Source organism: Pantoea sp. R13S299 (assembly GCF_048515925.1).
Classification (GTDB): domain Bacteria; phylum Pseudomonadota; class Gammaproteobacteria; order Enterobacterales; family Enterobacteriaceae; genus Pantoea.
Genome location: NZ_JBLYEF010000003.1, coordinates 85,244 through 101,447, shown reverse-complemented (window position 1 = coordinate 101,447; position 16,204 = coordinate 85,244). Strand labels below are relative to the sequence as shown.

At 53.1% G+C, this 16,204-nt stretch carries 18 protein-coding genes; 4 read left to right on the top strand and 14 right to left on the bottom strand.

The genetic code is table 11. The features are described from left to right. Positions 1-141 precede the first annotated feature (141 nt). The 12 genes from ACN1CO_RS14875 to ACN1CO_RS14820 form a co-directional block, all read right to left on the bottom strand. Positions 142-1,041, bottom strand: coding sequence for an ABC transporter substrate-binding protein (locus ACN1CO_RS14875; RefSeq protein WP_419139600.1), 900 nt, complete (start codon positions 1,039-1,041; stop codon positions 142-144). Continuing rightward, positions 1,038-1,832, bottom strand: coding sequence for an amino acid ABC transporter ATP-binding protein (locus ACN1CO_RS14870; RefSeq protein WP_419139599.1), 795 nt, complete (start codon positions 1,830-1,832; stop codon positions 1,038-1,040). Before ACN1CO_RS14870 ends, ACN1CO_RS14875 begins: the two co-directional genes overlap by 4 nt. Further along, positions 1,816-2,742 (bottom strand): amino acid ABC transporter permease, encoded by a 927-nt coding sequence (locus tag ACN1CO_RS14865; RefSeq protein ID WP_419139598.1) that lies wholly within the window; start codon positions 2,740-2,742, stop codon positions 1,816-1,818. Before ACN1CO_RS14865 ends, ACN1CO_RS14870 begins: the two co-directional genes overlap by 17 nt. A 9-nt stretch (positions 2,743-2,751) precedes the next feature. Continuing rightward, positions 2,752-3,264: a GNAT family N-acetyltransferase gene (locus tag ACN1CO_RS14860; RefSeq protein WP_090965329.1), complete on the bottom strand. Its 513-nt coding sequence runs from the start codon at positions 3,262-3,264 to the stop codon at positions 2,752-2,754. Positions 3,265-3,274: 10 nt separating this feature from the next. Continuing rightward, the gene (locus ACN1CO_RS14855; protein ID WP_419139597.1) at positions 3,275-4,216 is read right to left on the bottom strand and encodes an ABC transporter substrate-binding protein; all 942 of its coding nucleotides are present in this window, start codon (positions 4,214-4,216) and stop codon (positions 3,275-3,277) included. A gap of 11 nt (positions 4,217-4,227) precedes the next feature. After that, positions 4,228-5,541 carry an LLM class flavin-dependent oxidoreductase gene (locus ACN1CO_RS14850; RefSeq protein WP_419139596.1) on the bottom strand — a complete coding sequence of 438 codons (1,314 nt, stop codon included), beginning with the start codon at positions 5,539-5,541 and terminating at the stop codon, positions 4,228-4,230. An 81-nt stretch (positions 5,542-5,622) separates the two neighbouring features. After that, positions 5,623-6,774 (bottom strand): amidohydrolase, encoded by a 1,152-nt coding sequence (locus tag ACN1CO_RS14845; protein WP_419139595.1) that lies wholly within the window; start codon positions 6,772-6,774, stop codon positions 5,623-5,625. Positions 6,775-6,793: 19 nt separating this feature from the next. Beyond that, positions 6,794-7,792 carry an MsnO8 family LLM class oxidoreductase gene (locus ACN1CO_RS14840; RefSeq protein WP_419139594.1) on the bottom strand — a complete coding sequence of 333 codons (999 nt, stop codon included), beginning with the start codon at positions 7,790-7,792 and terminating at the stop codon, positions 6,794-6,796. A gap of 288 nt (positions 7,793-8,080) precedes the next feature. Then, the gene (locus ACN1CO_RS14835) at positions 8,081-8,659 is read right to left on the bottom strand and encodes a hypothetical protein (protein ID WP_419139593.1); all 579 of its coding nucleotides are present in this window, start codon (positions 8,657-8,659) and stop codon (positions 8,081-8,083) included. Continuing rightward, positions 8,656-9,018, bottom strand: coding sequence for a tlde1 domain-containing protein (locus tag ACN1CO_RS14830; protein WP_419139592.1), 363 nt, complete (start codon positions 9,016-9,018; stop codon positions 8,656-8,658). Before ACN1CO_RS14830 ends, ACN1CO_RS14835 begins: the two co-directional genes overlap by 4 nt. After that, complete coding sequence (locus tag ACN1CO_RS14825; RefSeq protein WP_419139591.1) at positions 9,018-9,506, bottom strand: Hcp family type VI secretion system effector; 489 nt, start codon at positions 9,504-9,506, stop codon at positions 9,018-9,020. The genes ACN1CO_RS14830 and ACN1CO_RS14825 overlap by 1 nt, the downstream gene beginning before the upstream one ends. Positions 9,507-9,893: 387 nt before the next feature. Beyond that, complete coding sequence (locus tag ACN1CO_RS14820) at positions 9,894-10,628, bottom strand: GntR family transcriptional regulator (RefSeq protein WP_419139590.1); 735 nt, start codon at positions 10,626-10,628, stop codon at positions 9,894-9,896. Positions 10,629-11,074: 446 nt separating this feature from the next. Between ACN1CO_RS14820 and ACN1CO_RS14815 the strand changes: the two genes are divergently transcribed. The 3 genes from ACN1CO_RS14815 to ACN1CO_RS14805 are packed head-to-tail and all read left to right on the top strand — an operon-like array spanning position 11,075 to position 13,258. Further along, on the top strand, positions 11,075-11,524 hold the full coding sequence (locus ACN1CO_RS14815; RefSeq protein ID WP_419139589.1) for a PTS sugar transporter subunit IIA: 450 nt from the start codon (positions 11,075-11,077) through the stop codon (positions 11,522-11,524). A gap of 48 nt (positions 11,525-11,572) precedes the next feature. Beyond that, entirely contained in the window at positions 11,573-11,845 is a 273-nt protein-coding gene (locus ACN1CO_RS14810) for a PTS sugar transporter subunit IIB (protein ID WP_419139588.1), read from the top strand. A gap of 39 nt (positions 11,846-11,884) precedes the next feature. Next, on the top strand, positions 11,885-13,258 hold the full coding sequence (locus tag ACN1CO_RS14805) for a PTS ascorbate transporter subunit IIC (protein ID WP_419139587.1): 1,374 nt from the start codon (positions 11,885-11,887) through the stop codon (positions 13,256-13,258). A 220-nt stretch (positions 13,259-13,478) separates the two neighbouring features. Here the strand turns inward: ACN1CO_RS14805 and ACN1CO_RS14800 are convergent, their stop codons facing one another. Together ACN1CO_RS14800 and ACN1CO_RS14795 are read right to left on the bottom strand one after the other, a co-directional pair. Then, positions 13,479-13,892, bottom strand: coding sequence for a helix-turn-helix domain-containing protein (locus ACN1CO_RS14800; RefSeq protein WP_419139586.1), 414 nt, complete (start codon positions 13,890-13,892; stop codon positions 13,479-13,481). Beyond that, on the bottom strand, positions 13,889-14,200 hold the full coding sequence (locus ACN1CO_RS14795) for a type II toxin-antitoxin system HigB family toxin (protein ID WP_419139585.1): 312 nt from the start codon (positions 14,198-14,200) through the stop codon (positions 13,889-13,891). Before ACN1CO_RS14795 ends, ACN1CO_RS14800 begins: the two co-directional genes overlap by 4 nt. Before the next feature lie 441 nt (positions 14,201-14,641). Between ACN1CO_RS14795 and ACN1CO_RS14790 the strand changes: the two genes are divergently transcribed. Continuing rightward, positions 14,642-16,204 (top strand): pyridoxal phosphate-dependent decarboxylase family protein, encoded by a 1,563-nt coding sequence (locus ACN1CO_RS14790; RefSeq protein WP_419139584.1) that lies wholly within the window; start codon positions 14,642-14,644, stop codon positions 16,202-16,204.

Here is a 16,204-nt window from a genome sequence, read left to right as displayed (position 1 = left end):
CTAACGCTGAAGAGTGTAGCCCAATTCGGGGAGGCGCTGCGAGCAGCGCGCGGTCGGATGAGAGAGACCCAGGCGGCAATGCGGCCTTGTTCTGACACGCAATTTTACTGCAGAGCCGGTGCGGCCACCGGCTCTGCAGACTCAGTAAACAATACCCGGTGGATTCACCGTCGATTGCGAAATGGCTTCATCCTGTTCGCCCCAGCGGGCCAGCACCTGCTGATACTGCCCGCCCGCGATGGTGCCATCCAGTGCCGTCTGTAGCGCAGGGGCCAGGCCATTGCCCTTTTTGGTGGTCACGGCAACCCAGGCGCGAAACGGCCCGTTACCCACCAGCTTTGTCTGTCCGCGTGACGCCACTTTCCAGGCGGCCATAGAGTGTGGCCCGAATATCGCATCGGCCCGTCCCGACAACAGCGTCAGCGTCGCCGATGCATCATCGGTAAGGTAGATAGGCGTCACCGCAGGCAGACCTTTGGCCCGGTTCTGCTGATCCCAGCTCAGTAATATACGCTCCTGATTGGTGCCCGACGAAACGATAATCCGCTTACCGGCGATATCAGCCGGGCTATTAATCCGGCTGATTTGACTGTCGCTTTTCACCGCAAAGGCGTGATTGTCGGCACGATAGGTCGCAAAATCGAACTTCTTTTTACGCTCTTCGGTGACGGCGATATTGAACATCGCGACATCATAGCGTCCGGCGCTGATGCCCAGCGGCCAGTCCTCCCACGAAGCCGGCACCAGCTTCAGCTTTAATCCCAGGCTGTCCGCCAGCAGCCGGGCTATATCAGGATCGCTGCCGATCCGCGTCACATTGTCAGACGCCAGCAGCGACAGCGGTGGTGAATTAGTCGCAGAAGTCGCCACCGTCAGCGTGCCGGGTTCGATAAAGTGGTAATCAGCCGGAATTTTACTGATTGCCTGGGGATTTGCTGGTGCATGGATCGGCGTCTCGTTTTGCAGAACATCAAGTTTCTCTGCGGCTGAATAACCCAGCGATGGAATCAGCGCCAGCACCGTTAACGTCAGCGCCCTCATAACACGCGCGCCAGAAAACGGCGGGTACGTTCATGACGCGGATTGTTGAGCACCTGCGTCGTGCTGCCCTGCTCCACAATCCGGCCATCCACCATAAAGACCACGTTATCCGCCACTTCCCGGGCAAAGCCGATCTCATGAGTCACAATCACCAGCGTGGTGCCGGAACGCGCCAGCTTTTTAATCACGTCGAGCACTTCGCCGACCAGCTCCGGGTCCAGCGCCGAGGTCGGCTCATCGAACAGCATCACGCGCGGATTGAGCATCAGCGCCCGCGCAATGGCGATGCGCTGCTGCTGTCCGCCCGACAGGTGACGTGGCCAGGCATCGGCTTTATGGCGCAGGCCGACAATATCCAGCAGTTCGCCCGCCCGCTCTATCGCTTCCGGTTTGGTTAACTGCCGATGCGCAATCGGCGCTTCAATCAGGTTATCCAGCACGCTCAGGTGCGGGAACAGATTGAAGTTCTGGAACACGTAACCAACGTTGATGCGCTGTCGCAGAATCGCCTTCTCTTTCAGCTCATAGAGCTTATTACCGCGCTGCTGATAGCCGATGTAGTCGCCATCAATCTGAATGAAGCCCTCATCGACCCGCTCCAGATGATTGATGGTGCGCAGCAGCGTAGATTTACCGGAACCGGACGGGCCGAGGATCACCGTGACTGAGCCGGGTTCCAGCGACAGCGAGACATCATCCAGCGCTTTGTGTTTACCAAATCGTTTACTGACGCCGGTAATGCTGATGGCACCGGTCGTGTGTGAGGTGCGGTAATCAATGGCTTCGGACATGGCTGATCTCCTCGGTCGGATGAAGTGGCGTGACGCGATTGCGCCACTGTCGCCAGCGAGAGGGTTGTGGTTCACGCGTGACGCTGCGGGCCATCCAGCGTTCAGCGTTGTACTGAATCACGGACAGGACGGTAGTAATAATCAGATACCAGGCGGCTCCCACCATCAGGAGCGGGATCACTTCCTGGTTGCGGTTGTAGATCATCTGGATGGTGTAAAACAGCTCCGGCATCGCCAGCACGTAAACCACGGAGGTGCCTTTCGCCAGACTGATGATCTCGTTGAACGCGGTAGGGATAATGGCGCGCAGCGCCTGCGGCAGAATGATGCGGAAGGTGCGGCGCGTGGCGGAAAGCCCCAGCGCGGACGCGGCTTCCATCTGACCATGATCGACACCGAGGATCCCGCCGCGAATAATCTCCGCGCTGTAAGCCGCCTGCACCAGCGTCAGACCGATAACGGCGGCCTGAAACTGGCCCAGCACGTTAATTGTCTGAAACGCGCCCCACGACAGGCCGGTAAACGGAATGCCGAGCGACAGGGTGTCGTAGAGATAGGAGAAGTTATAAAGAATGATCAGCACCACAATCAGCGGCAGCGAACGGAACAGCCAGATATAGCCCCATGCCAGCGTGCTCAGCAGCCACGACGAGGAGAGGCGCGCCAGCGCCAGCAGCCCGCCAAAAAACAGGCTGAATACTGTGCCCAGCAGGGTCAGCAGCAGCGTCTGACCCAGACCATGCAGGATCACCGGATCGAAGAACCAGCGGGCAAACACGCTCCACTCCCAGCGCGGATTAAAGGCTACCGACTGCACCACGCCCGCCAGTATAAACAGCGCCACGATAGCCCCGGCGGTGCGTGCCGGATAACGCGCCGGCACGACCTGTAACTGTTGATGTTTGCTCATCGTCACTCCTTAACTCGCTTCGGCGACGTTATAAACACCGATCACTTTGATAAACCGCAGTCGCCCGTCATGCGGCGGCTGGCCGTAACGCTCCAGATCGCCGCTGAGGTCAAACTGAGGCTGATAGCCGTGACCGGTATAGAGCCGCACCGCCTCCGGCTGGCGGAAGCCGGTGGTAAGGAACAGCCGCTGATAACCCGCCTGAAGCGCTCGCCGCTCCAGCTCCTGTAACACCACCAGCGCCAGCCCCTGACGACGCAGATCGCTGCGGGTCCAGATGCGTTTCAGCTCGGCGGTCTGCGGGTCATAGGGTTTGTAAGCGCCCATCGCGATGATCTCGCCGTCACGCTCCAGCACAATAAACAGCCCCTGTGGCGGCAGATACCATTCGGTCAGCTCCTGCTCTTTATGGCGGGCGAAGTAGTCGCCGTAGCGTGCGGAATATTCACCGAACAGGCCGCCGAGAATGGGTTGCAGCTCCGGTGCGTCAGGCGACACTTCGCGAAATGTGGATTCACTCATGGTCTGCTCCTTAGTCGCCCAGTCCGGCGGGATTGATTTCAGAACGATCGATCTTTTCAACACCTTCGCCCCAGCGATTCAGCACCTTCTGATAGTCGCCATTGCCGATTGTGCCGTTCAGCGCGGTGCTAATTGGTTCAGCCAGCCCGCTGCCTTTCTTCACCGTCACCGCAATGTGCGCCGCTTTTGGCCAGCCGCCATCGACGCTGCCCACCAGTCGGGTTTTACCGGTCAGCGCCGCTTTCCAGGCACCGATGACATTCGGACCAAAGTAGGCATCCGCACGGCCTGCCTGCAGCGCCAGCGTCTGGGCGGCGTCATCTTTGGCGTAGATCGGTGTGAAGGCTTTCAGGCCCCTGGCCTGATTCTCTTTATCCCACGCCAGCAGAATCGCCTCCTGATTGGTGCCGGATCCCACAATGATCCGCAGCCCTGCGATATCTTCTGCTTTGGTCAGGGATTTGATCGGGCTGCTGGTTTTGACATAGAAACCCAGGGAGTCTTTGCGGTAGGTGGCGAAGTCAAACTTCTGTTTACGATCTTTGGTCACGGTGATGTTGGAGATTGCCGCATCATACTTGCCCGACGCCACGCCCAGCGGCCAGTCTTCCCAGGACGTCGGCACCACATTGAGTTTCAGTCCCAGGCTGTCAGCGACCAGCCGGGCGATATCAACTTCACTGCCAAGCAGGGTTTTGTTGTCATCGGAAAACACCGTCAGCGGCGGCGAATTCAGCGCCGCGACCGCCACGGTAAACGAACCCGGCACCACAAAATGATGACCGGCAGGCAGCTGCGCGATGGCGTCCGGATTCTTCACGGTATTAATTGGCGCTTTATTCGCTTCCAGGCTGACGCGCTGGCCGTTATAGGAGACGCTGGTGTCTTCAGCCAGTGCATGGCTGCTGGCGGCAAGAATAAGCAGGGCGAGAAGACGCGATGTTGTTTTCATGGCTTGTGCCCTTATTGTGAGGTGAACTGATTAACGGGTTGTTTCAGTGCGAAGCTGTCGCGCAAAGTGCTGCCCGGATAGTCGCGGCGTGTCAGGCCGCGAGCCTGCAGAATCGGCACCACGCGGTCGACAAAACGTTCAAAGGTATCGGGCGTGCCGCCATTGATGATGAAGCCGTCAGCGGCCTGGGTCTCGAACCAGAGCTGCAGGCCATCCGCCACCTCGTCCGGCGTGCCGTGGAACAGCGGGCGCGGGGTTGCTGCTTCCAGCGCCGCCTGACGCAGGGTGTGACCGTGCTCTCTGGCTTTACGTTTGATTTCGTCGGTGGTGCTGCGGAAGCTGTTCTGACCAATGTCGCCAATGTCCGGGAACGGCTGATCCAGCGGATACTGTGAAAAGTCGTGATGGTCGAAGAAACGGCCCAGGTAGTTAAGCGCATCGGTAATCGATACCAGCGCCGCTGTGGTCTGATACTGGCGTTCCACATCCTCTGCATCATCGCCGACAATCACGCTGACACCCTGGAAGATGTGCAGATCCTCTGGCTGACGACCGTTCGCTACCAGTTGCTGCTTCACATCCTGATAAAATGCCTGCGCTTCTTCACGGGTTGGCTGATGGGTAAAGATGGCGTCAGCATGCCGCGCCGCCAGTTTTTTACCGTCATCAGACGCGCCTGCCTGGAAGATTATCGGACGGCCCTGTGGCGTGCGGGCGATGTTCAATGGTCCCTGAACCTGGAAGAAGTCACCGTGGTGATCGAGCGTATGCAGCTTCGCCGGGTCGAAGAACTGTCCGCTCTCTTTGTCGCGCACAAAGGCATCCTGCTCCCACGAATCCCACAAGCCTTTCACCACCTGCAGATACTCATCGGCAATGCGATATCGTAATGCGTGCTCCGGGTGTTTCTGGCGGGAGAAGTTTTTCGCAGACCCTTCAAGCGGTGAGGTCACCACGTTCCAGCCCGCGCGACCGCCGCTGAGGTGATCAAGGCTGGCAAACTGACGCGCCACGGTGAACGGCTCGCTATAAGAAGTGGAAACGGTGCCGACCAGACCCAGATGCTCCGTCACGCCCGCCAGTGCAGACAGGAGGGTCAGCGGCTCAAAGCGGTTTAGAAAGTGCGGGATCGACTTCTCGTTGATGAACAACCCATCGGCGACAAACAGAAAGTCGAGCTTGCCCTGCTCCGCCTTGCGGGCGATTTTTCTGGCGTAATCCAGGTTGATGCTGGCATCGGCCTGCGCCGCCGGATGGCGCCAGGCGGACATATTTCCCGATGCGCCATGCAGAATAGTGCCCAGCCGAAGTTGTCTTGTGGTCATGATGTTCTCTCTTATTTTAGTCGTAGCGATGCCCGACGGCAGTGTTCAGAACCGTCGTGATTGAGCGGGCTGCAGATGAATTCAGTTCAGAATGGATTCCCGACATCGCGCATTAAGATGTTGCAGCGCCTGGCGGGCCAGTCGGGCGAAGTAGTCGGCGGCGGGGGCGATCAGCGCCTCATCCGGGGTAAAGCTGGCGTGGTGGAGACCAAAATCACTGGCGCTGCCAATGCTGACAAATGCACCCGGCACCTGTTGCAGATAGAAGGCAAAATCCTCACCCAGCAGATGCAGTTCGGCTGCCTGCACCCGATAACCTGCCTGCTGCGCCACATCAATGCTGAAGTCCGCCCAGTGCGCGTCGTTGATCAGTACCGGTGGGCCAGGATGCCAGCTCAGTGTCGCCTGCGCGCCATTGGCTGCGGCGAAGTGTTCAACCAGCGTGCGAACCCGCTGTTCCAGTTCCGCGCGCAGCTGTAAATCGTGGGTACGTGCCGTGCCGCCAAACTCAACGCCGCCCGGCAGCACGTTCCAGCTTTTTCCGCCGTCGATGCGGGTAATGCTCAGCACCAGGCTGTCCAGCGCACTGAAGCTGCGGCTGGTGAGTCCCTGCAGTGCCTGAATAATCTGGCTGGCGGTAACAATGCTGTCGACGCCCTGCTCCGGATACGCGGCATGTGCGCCTTTGCCGGTAACGCGGATGATAAATTTGTCCGTATTGGCGTAGAACGCCCCGCTGCGGGTGGCAAAGGTGCCGACGGGCAGCGACGGCTCGTTATGCATACCAAAAATGGCCTGCACCTCATCCAGTACGCCTGCGTCGATAAACTGACGCGCGCCGCGCGCGATCTCCTCAGCGGGCTGGAACAGGATACGTACCCGGCCAGGCAACTGATCGGCCTGCGCGTTGAGCTGCAGCGCCGCACCCAGCATCACCGCACTGTGCAGGTCATGACCGCAGGCATGCATCACGCCAGGATGACGGGAATGAAAACGCACTCCGCTCGCCTCATGAATCGGCAGAGCATCGATGTCGGCGCGCAGGGCTATCACCGTATCGCCGCTGCCAATCTCCGCCACCAGGCCTGTCTCGAGGGGATAGTCCAGAAGCCGGATGCCCGCCGCCTCTAACCAGACCCGCAGTCGCGCGGTGGTCGCGAACTCCTGACCCGACAGCTCTGGCCAGGTGTGCAGTTCGCGTCGCCATTCGATCAGTTGTGACTCATGGTTCATGATGACTCTCCACTGAGGTTCAGGCTGCGACCAGATGATGCGTGGCCAGCAGTTCAAGTGACTTCAGGCGGGCAACCGGCTCGGTAATCGGCGTGTCGATAACGAACTCGTCGATATCAAAATTATGATGCAGCGCGTCCAGCTGAGCATGAACCTGCGCTGCCGTACCCTTCAGCAGGGACGGCGTGCGCGGCTCTATTGTGTAATCCCGATAACCGCCCTGACGCACATAACGTTCGGCCTGCTCAAGACTGGCAACATTCACGCCTGGGCCATCTTTCACCGCTACGTGATAGTGACGCAGACCGGAAACCAGCAGATCTGCACCGGCGGGTGAATCGGCCACCACCACCTGCACGGCCACCAGTGCGCGCTGGCCGTGACTCAGACGGGAGAAGGTACTCAGTGCGTGCTCCAGCAACTGACGATCGCCATTCAGATGCGCCGCAAAGACAAACTGCCAGCCCAGACTGGCGGCAAGCCTGGCACTCTCTTCACTGGCACCCAGCAGAAAACGGTTAGCCGGGCGTGAAGGCAGCGGCGTCGCGGCTAAACCTTCGTCGTCGGGATGCGCCTGCGCTGGCTTCAGCCAGCTATCCAGCAGTTGAAGCTGTTCGGCAAAGCTGCCTTTTTTAGCCGCATCAACTCCCTGTTGCAAAGCATGGGTGGAGAGCGGCAGCCCGCCCGGCGCTTTACCCACGCCGAGGTCGATGCGGCCCGGAGCCAGGGAGGCGAGCAGATTAAAGTTCTCTGCTACTTTATAGGGACTGTAGTGCTGCAACATTACCCCGCCCGATCCGACACGAATATGTCGGGTCTGTGCAATGATCCAGGCAATCAACACTTCCGGTGAAGGACTGGCGAGTTGCGCGGTGTTGTGATGTTCCGCCAGCCAGAAGCGGTGATAGCCCCACTCTTCTGCCAGTTGCGCCAGTTGCAGCGTGCGCTGCAGCGCGGCGGTGGGCGTCTCGCCCTGCAGCACGGGCGCTTTATCTAATAGACTTAATCGATATGCCATTCACCTGGTCCTTATTCATTCCGGTTGCTGACCAGTGTGCTACGCAGTCGATTATTGGTAAAACATCATATTGTTTTATGCTTTCTTAGATTCGTCATAATGAGGAGGACTGAAAGGAAAATGGAGGTTAACGGCGTTGAAACAGGGGCTTATAGCAGGATCCTGCGGCTGAGGCTGTTTGTTGGCGGGTAAAAATGCGATTAAAACCAGCGAACTGGCAAAGTTATGCAGAAAATCGTCTTATGCGTTTTTTCAGAGGTTGTGCGTCAGTCAACCTCTGAAAGATGATTAGCTGGCCGTAATCTGACTGATGATTACGCCTTTGATGATACCTTTTTCACGATAATATTGAAGACAGTTTGACTGAGTGAAATCACCGTAACGGCTTGAGTCATTGCAGTATTGAGTAATCTCCCCCTCTGGCTTGCTTGAGAAGGTCGCTAAAAGCGTGTCTGTTGATGCATTGAGTAAGGGAATACCTTTAACAGAGATATTCAAATAACCTTTATATGCAGAACAGCCTTTTTGCTTTCCTTCTCTGGCAATAGCGATCGCCGTTAAATCGCCCTGCCCCATCTCATTATCGGAGATAAACCAATAGGTTATATTCTCAGATGTCAGGCAAAGCCATGATGCAAAATCATCGCGATTAACTACTACGCCAGTCTGTTTTGCGATATCAGTAAGACTGCTAAACTCAATTGGAAAGAGCCGATCCCCAATAACCACTTTGGGCACTAAGGGCTTATGAGTGTCGTAATAAGTGACGGATGATTCTTCATCGTAATAACTGGCACCAAAACCTACCATCTGGGTAGCCATCACAGCAGGAGAAAACAAAGTAAGGAAAATCAGAGGTAATTTCATTTTACGTTTAACTTCCTGTCACCACTTGCCCAGATGCTTTTGCGAACGCTGAGTGTAGCAATTATACAGCCTTCCGATGAATCCAAAGGATGCTTCTTACTTGCTCCATGAATGCGAAACGCTGACCGGCCACACATAGAATTGCTTAGAGCGGGAGTGAGGTCGAGAGTGTATTTTCCGGTATGAACCGAATTATGGGGAGAACCAATGGTATAACTGCCTCTGGGTAGTGGGCCTTTGTTGCTCACGCATTCCTGAGAAATATCATTCTTATAACCTGTCGCTCCGGCGTAATCTGCGGTGTAAGATTCACCATTGCGTGTGAAGGTGTGCGTTGTTACATCATATTCCCATGCCATTATGCATTCCTCTCGTTCCATGAATCAGAATGAATGATATTTCCATCCAGATAATGCCATGTAATTTTTTTATAAGAAAAATCAATATATTCAGTATGATTGTGCTTTTCCCAATGATGATTTTTAGCATCCATCATTAGCGGCTCTATCTCTATAACCCTAACATCCTCAAGAGTTGCCCTAAAATACTCTTCCTCCTGTCCGTTATAGTTTATTTGGTAGAATCTAAACACTGCTGATTTTAGTGTCTGACCTGTAGAGAGGGCTTTGTAAAGATATGAAGAAGAATTATCTATTTCTTTCATGAACGAATATGAACTATGTAAAGGCTTTGCAGTGATTTTTCCAGTTACAGGGTCAATAATCTGTTCAATGGAGTGCATTAATTCGCTAACTTCTATACTCCCCTCCCTACCATTCAAATCAACATTTCCTTTTATTGGAGTGCCGCCATCATCTTCAAGCCATAGGTAAACTGGAATAGCCATTAAGAACTCTCTTTCATTAGCAAGGAGTATATTAATTATCTATTATCTCTTTTTTAGCAAGGTAGCAATGAATTGATTTTTTGATTTTAATCAAGTGATAACGTATTAACAGGCTTTGCGTTAAAAAAGGATTGATAGATTAATTACATTTTTCAATTGTTTAAAAACAGTAAACAAAGCGACTTTATCTGTAATCTTGAAGCTATTTTAACCCAGCGGCATCGAAGGCGGCCGATCAAAGTATATTGCTCATCACACTCTTTATCTTAAGTTCAAATTGCCGCCTCCCTGACAGAGGTAACTAATAGGAGAGAGCTGTCCTATTTATAGGTACGAATAATAATCCCAATAATTTCTCGAAAGATCAGTAACTAAAGCATATTTCACCTAAGGCCGCTGCGAATTTTGTTTCAGCGGAAAATACCGGGTGTTGATAATCGCCACGTTGACCTCACAGGGCACACCGTCGTCAAGAAAAACGGTTTCATTGAGCTGAATGACCGCATCACCTTCCGCTAAATTAAGCAGCGTCAGTGATTGTGTATCCGCAAGATTGACGGCCGTTAAGTGCTGATCCCTGAGCTGAACTTTTTTTCCCGTCACTTCTTCAATGTAGGCATATTTAGAGATTTCCAGCTTACTGAACTCCATGCTGTTAAACATATTTACCGGCAGGTGAATTTGCTCAAGCGCCACCGGAATGTCATCGAAACACATCAGGCGTAAAATTTTATAAATCTGATCGCTATTTTTAATACGGAGCGCCTGCGCCATATCGGCTGAAGGGACCTTAATTATGCTGACAGAAATGATTTTCCTGACACCTTTATGGCCATTTCGTTGAGCCTGGTAATCAAAAGGTGATAGAACATGATATCTGTGCGCCTGGCTACTCACCTCAGTGGAACCCACAAAAATACCCGATCCTTTAACCCGATATATTCTCTGCTGCTCCACCAGAATGCGAGTGGCCTCACGCACCGTCGCGCGGGTGATGCCTATGTTTTTGGCAATGGAAATTTCGGTATCCAGCTTTTCTCCGGGTTGAAGGCCATCATCCTTAATTTTATTGAGGATGTAATCAACAACCTCTTTTTGCTTTTCAGTCATGCCATCAACCATTGGCTCTATTCCCATTTGAGTGAAGGACAGGCTCCCTCTAATCCGTGTCAGTACAGTTCTGCCTGACATTGCCGGATGAGTACCACTGCGGCTAGCTGAATATGTGATCAACTTAGCAAATTGGCACTGATGTTAAGCCTGCTCAGCAATATTTTAACTTTACATGTTGTGTCCGTACACGTCGAAGGACATCATCAGGATGACTAGACATCTTTAACATGTACAGATGTGATGACAAAAGTGAAAGATAAATTTATGTCCACAGTGAGAAGTGATTTTTGTCTTAACTGATTGATAACAGGCTCTTTTACGAATTTCACCCCCTCTATGTGTTTGTGATTCGAGTGAGATTCGGCTGTCAGCCGGTTTAGTTAATAAGAGGATGAGAGAGTATTTCTCAATACCTGACTGTACATACTCAGACATTTTTCAGCAGGAGCAAGGCGATGTCATACCTGGCTAAGTGGTTAAACAACGAGAAAATTCAGTACGTCGAAAGCGTTGCCGACTGGCAGGCAGCATTAGTGATTGCGGGGCATCCTCTGCTCACTGAGGGCGCAATATCGCAGGATTACATAGATGCGATCATTCGACAGAAAGAGGAGATCGGTCCCTTTTTTGTTATCGCGCCGCAGATTGCCATGCCTCACGCCCGCCCGGAACAGGGCGCACACAAACTGGGGTTGTCGATCGTACTGCTGGGCACCCCCGTAAAATTTGATTCCGAAGAGAACGATCCGGTGAAGGCCATCTTTATGTTTGCCGCGCCGGACAGTAATAGCCATATCGAAATGATTTCCGAGCTGGCAGAGGTTCTGTCCGATGAAGAGATCATGGCACAGCTCTTCAATGCGACCAGCAAAGAAGCGCTCACGACAATTTTATCGGGCGTCTGATCTGCCCGCTGAAACGCGACTTTTGATCAACAGCTAATGAGGTTAGATATGAAAATTATGGCGGTGTGTGGTTCAGGTCTGGGTAGCAGCTTCATGATGGAAATGAACATCAAGAAGGTGCTTAAAACGATCGGTGTTGAAGCGGAAGTTGAACATTCGGATCTTGGTTCAGTCACCCCCGATGTGGCGGATGTTTTTGTAATGGCAAAAGACATTGCCTACAGCGCGAACCTTCCGGAACAGAAGGTCATCATCATCAACAACATTATCGACCTGAAAGAAACAGAGCAAAAAATACGCGAGTATTTTGAGAAAAACTGACGCTAAAAATTAGATAAACACCTTACCCTCGAGGTTAATATGTTTACTCAAAATCTTTTGCAGTTCGTCGTCGACGTGCTGAAAGTGCCCTCAATATTAGTTGGTCTGGTGGCATGTTTCGGACTGATTGCGCAGAAGAAGCCGTTTCCTGATGTCATCAAGGGTACGGTAAAAACGATTCTGGGCTTTCTGGTGCTGGCAGGCGGAGCGACCGTTCTGGTCGGTTCCCTGACGCCACTGGGCGACATTTTTAAACATGCGTTTGATGTTCAGGGCATCATTCCAAATAACGAAGCGATGGTTTCTATCGCCCTGGCTAAATATGGTGCGCCAACCACGATGATCATGGCTTTCGGTATGGTCGCCAACATCGTTGTAGCACGGTTTACCCGACTGAAATATATCTACCTTTCAGGGCATGTGACGTTCTATATGGCCTGTATGATCGCCATTATTTTATCGGTTGCCGGCTTTGAAGGTGTTCAGCTCATTTACAGCGGGTCACTGCTGCTCGGTATCCTGATGGCCACTTTCCCAGCGATCGCTCAGCCCTATATGCGTAAGATCATCGGGGGTGACCAGGTCGCCCTCGCGCATACCGGCACCATTGGCTATGTCTTATCAGGCTGGATCGGATCTATCGTCGGTAAAGGATCTAAATCTACCGAAGAGATGAACATGCCAAAAAACCTCAGTTTTTTGCGCGACAGTACAATCTCCATCTCTCTGACGATGATGATTATTTACTTAATCCTGTCGGTCTCTGCAGGTAAAGAGTATGTGGAGGCCAACTTCAGTCATGGTCAGAACTACCTGGTTTACTCGTTTATCCAGGCCATTACTTTTGCGGCGGGCGTCTTTATTATTCTGCAGGGTGTGCGCTTAATTCTGGCTGAAATCGTCCCTGCTTTTACCGGCTTTTCAGAAAAACTGGTGCCGGATGCCAGACCTGCACTGGATTGCCCGATAGTCTTTCCTTACGCCCCGAATGCGGTGCTGGTTGGCTTTATCTCCAGCTTTGTCGGAGGTCTCGTGGGACTGTTTGTCCTGGGTCAGCTGCATTGGGTGTTGATTCTGCCGGGTGTGGTTCCTCACTTCTTCTGTGGTGCGACGGCAGGCGTGTTTGGTAATGCGACTGGCGGCAAGCGCGGGGCGATTTGCGGAGCCTTTGCGCATGGTCTGTTAATTACCTTCCTGCCTGTCGCCCTGCTGCCGGTACTCGGACAGATTGGACTGACCAACACCACCTTCTCGGATACCGACTTCGGCGTCACCGGCATCCTGCTGGGTAATATGGCTCACTTTATGGATAAGGGAACCATCACCCTGATCATCACCGGTATTTTTGGCCTGTTAGTGCTTTATAACTTCATGGCCAAAAAGAAGGTTCCTGCAGAACCGAACGTGGGGTAATCAGAACGCTTCATTACGCTCAGAAAGGGCTGTAAGCCCTTTCTGAGTGTTTGCTGGAAGCCTTGATCAATCGAACGCGATGATGTCATAAAGAAGGTGCTAATGCGGAAACAACCGCGTCTGTCATTTATCCTTCCCGCCAGATGTAATCCCGGATCAACTTTCGGTATCCAGCAGTCACACCCCTACTGAAACGGGTTTATCGTAAGTCCAGGCTCAGCTAATCAGTGAACGCTTCAAACGGCAGGTTAAAACGCGCTGCCAGTCGGGCTTTATGTTTATCCGTCAGCGGGCGATCACCACGAAGGATGCGACTGACATAAGAGCGCTGCCCTATTTCCTCCGCAAAAGAGGATTGAGTCAGGGCGTGCTGATCCATAAGAACCCGTAAAAGTGCAACTCCGCGCGGCATAGCAGCAATGCGCGCATTAAACGCAGCGAACTCTGGGGCGCTGTTTTCGTATCGGGCGACCTTATCAGCCAGTATCTCTACTAGCGGGCTATCCGGCTGGTGCTCAACCAGATATTCAACCAGTTTCAGCGCCTGCTCGTAGTCCTTTTTATCAGTGCTGCCTCCCAGAAAGGGAACAATTCTGACCAGATCATTTGTGGCCTGAATGGCTTCGCTAATCATTCTTTAGTCTCCCGGTACTTCTTCACCAGCTTGTCATATTCCGCATGCGTCACGATGTGTTTGATAAATATTTTGCCTCGATCAAAGTCAGCATAAAACATGATCCTCAGGCTGTTTCCACCCACATCGATCACCCACCACTTTTCCCGATATTTCATTCGGTCAAGACTTTGAAAGCGGACTTTCAGCGCATCTGGGGGCGCAAATTCTTCATCCCTGAGCAACAGATAAACCGCATTCAGTGCGGAGGTATGAACGGGATGAATTATTGCCGCTTCCCTGAACGGCCCTCTTGAGATGATGTGCATTTTTATTCTCAACGTTCCATGTTGGAAACATTGTAGCTCACAATGCAGATGTTTCCAATATGGAACCCTGGCTTTGACGTTGTGGACGAATAACTGGCGCTAGTGCCCCCCAAAAAAAAGACTATTCCGATCGCAAAAAGTGATCTTCATCACATTTTCTACATTAGGCGCGCTAATAAATAAAATTTAACAACAAAACATTTGAATGATAATGATTAACATTTACACTCTCATCCGCATATAACAAAGCGTTAAACGCTGCCAAATCCACAAATAATATGCGGTATTTTCACTTTTTAAGGTGAAAACCCTGATCCACAGAGTTGTCAGGGTTTTTATCTGGTTAGTTAGTTTTATGTTTACTGGAGTTGTTGAGCGGACATCCCACGCTGCTGGCTTTATGCCGGCAGGGTCACTGGTATTAACGCACAGGAACTGAACATGCTTTTACGCTCATCCACTCAGGCGGCACGGGATCTCGCGCCAGCCTCCAATGCCAGCGGTGCCGAAACGGCTATTTTTAACGATCAGCAACTGGCGGCCTGGTCGCAGCAGACTCAGGAGGTGCTGGCGCTGATGACCCGTACCGTCACCGGCGTAGAAAAACCCTTCAGCGGTATTCTGCCCCATGAACTGGCGGCGGAATTCAGCGAGGTCGATCTTGATCGTCCGCTGGGCAATAACGATGATGCACTGGCAGAGCTGAGCCAGCTCTATCTTCGTGACGCGGTCTGGTTCCACCATCCAAAATATCTGGCGCACCTGAACTGCCCGGTCGTCCTGCCTTCTCTGATGGCAGAGCAGATTATGGCGGCAGTGAACAGCTCAGTTGATACCTGGGATCAGAGCGCAGGCGGCACGCTGATTGAGCAAAAGGTGATCGACTGGACGCTGGGCCGCATCGGCCTGCCTGCCGGTTCCGATGGGATCTTTACCAGCGGCGGCACCCAATCCAACCTGATGGCGATGCTGCTGGCGCGTGACAGCTGGTGTGCCGCGCATCATCCGGGACATCTTATCAAGCATCGTGGCCTGCCAGAGACTGCGTCGAAATGGCGGGTATTTACCTCGAAACTCAGCCACTTCAGCATCCAGAAATCGATGGCGATTCTGGGGCTGGGTTATGACGCGGTTATCGCCGTTGATCACGATGACCATTTCCGCATGGACGCTCAATGCCTGGCGCAGGAAATCGAACGCTGCCGCAGTGAGGGGCTGATCCCGATTGCGGTGGTCGCCACCAGCGGCACCACCGACTTTGGCAGCATCGATCCGCTGCCGGAAATCGCCCGTCTCTGTGACGATTACGGTTTGTGGATGCACGTTGACGCCGCCTATGGCTGTGGCCTGCTGGTTTCCGAGAACCATCGCTCACGCCTGAATGGCATAGAGCGCGCGGATTCCGTCACCGTCGATTATCACAAATCGTTCTTCCAGACCGTCAGCTGCGGCGCGTTCTTTGTACGTGACAGCCATAACCTGAAGCATGTCACGCATCATGCGGATTACCTGAATCCGCTCAGCGCGCAGCAGGAAGGTACACCGAATCTGGTCAACAAAAGCATCCAGACCACCCGCCGTTTTGATGCGCTGAAAATGTGGCTGACACTGCGTGTGATGGGTCCGGCGGCGCTGGGTGATGCATTCGATACCCTGATCGATCTGACACAGGCGGCTCACCAACTGTTAACTGCGCATCCTGCCATTGAAGTGCTGCACGCACCCGAGCTGACGACCCAGATTTTCCGCTACGTTCCCGGCAAACATGCCAGCGACGCGCAGATTGACGAGATCAATGCCGCTATCCGTAAAGCGCTGTTCCGCTCCGGTAATGCGGTGATCGCCGGAACTAAAGTGGATGGACGTCAGTACCTGAAATTTACCCTGTTAAATCCCACTACCACCACCGCCGACATCGAAGATGTGTTGAGCCTCATTGCGCATTATGGCCGCGAGCAGGTTCGTGCCTCTGCGCTGAGCGCGGCGAATCAGGGAGCGATCTGA

Excerpts from the sequence above, each read along its gene's own strand:
- ACN1CO_RS14875 (WP_419139600.1), bottom strand. The coding sequence starts at position 1,041 with ATGAGGGCGCTGACGTTAACGGTGCTGGCGCTGATTCCATCGCTGGGT.
- ACN1CO_RS14790 (WP_419139584.1), top strand. The coding sequence starts at position 14,642 with ATGCTTTTACGCTCATCCACTCAGGCGGCACGGGATCTCGCGCCAGCC.
- ACN1CO_RS14865 (WP_419139598.1), bottom strand. The coding sequence starts at position 2,742 with ATGAGCAAACATCAACAGTTACAGGTCGTGCCGGCGCGTTATCCGGCA.
- ACN1CO_RS14855 (WP_419139597.1), bottom strand. The coding sequence starts at position 4,216 with ATGAAAACAACATCGCGTCTTCTCGCCCTGCTTATTCTTGCCGCCAGC.
- ACN1CO_RS14830 (WP_419139592.1), bottom strand. The coding sequence starts at position 9,018 with ATGGCATGGGAATATGATGTAACAACGCACACCTTCACACGCAATGGT.
- ACN1CO_RS14815 (WP_419139589.1), top strand. The coding sequence starts at position 11,075 with ATGTCATACCTGGCTAAGTGGTTAAACAACGAGAAAATTCAGTACGTC.
- ACN1CO_RS14805 (WP_419139587.1), top strand. The coding sequence starts at position 11,885 with ATGTTTACTCAAAATCTTTTGCAGTTCGTCGTCGACGTGCTGAAAGTG.
- ACN1CO_RS14860 (WP_090965329.1), bottom strand. The coding sequence starts at position 3,264 with ATGAGTGAATCCACATTTCGCGAAGTGTCGCCTGACGCACCGGAGCTG.
- ACN1CO_RS14820 (WP_419139590.1), bottom strand. The coding sequence starts at position 10,628 with ATGGTTGATGGCATGACTGAAAAGCAAAAAGAGGTTGTTGATTACATC.
- ACN1CO_RS14825 (WP_419139591.1), bottom strand. The coding sequence starts at position 9,506 with ATGGCTATTCCAGTTTACCTATGGCTTGAAGATGATGGCGGCACTCCA.
- ACN1CO_RS14870 (WP_419139599.1), bottom strand. The coding sequence starts at position 1,832 with ATGTCCGAAGCCATTGATTACCGCACCTCACACACGACCGGTGCCATC.
- ACN1CO_RS14850 (WP_419139596.1), bottom strand. The coding sequence starts at position 5,541 with ATGACCACAAGACAACTTCGGCTGGGCACTATTCTGCATGGCGCATCG.
- ACN1CO_RS14800 (WP_419139586.1), bottom strand. The coding sequence starts at position 13,892 with ATGATTAGCGAAGCCATTCAGGCCACAAATGATCTGGTCAGAATTGTT.
- ACN1CO_RS14835 (WP_419139593.1), bottom strand. The coding sequence starts at position 8,659 with ATGAAATTACCTCTGATTTTCCTTACTTTGTTTTCTCCTGCTGTGATG.
- ACN1CO_RS14840 (WP_419139594.1), bottom strand. The coding sequence starts at position 7,792 with ATGGCATATCGATTAAGTCTATTAGATAAAGCGCCCGTGCTGCAGGGC.
- ACN1CO_RS14810 (WP_419139588.1), top strand. The coding sequence starts at position 11,573 with ATGAAAATTATGGCGGTGTGTGGTTCAGGTCTGGGTAGCAGCTTCATG.
- ACN1CO_RS14795 (WP_419139585.1), bottom strand. The coding sequence starts at position 14,200 with ATGCACATCATCTCAAGAGGGCCGTTCAGGGAAGCGGCAATAATTCAT.
- ACN1CO_RS14845 (WP_419139595.1), bottom strand. The coding sequence starts at position 6,774 with ATGAACCATGAGTCACAACTGATCGAATGGCGACGCGAACTGCACACC.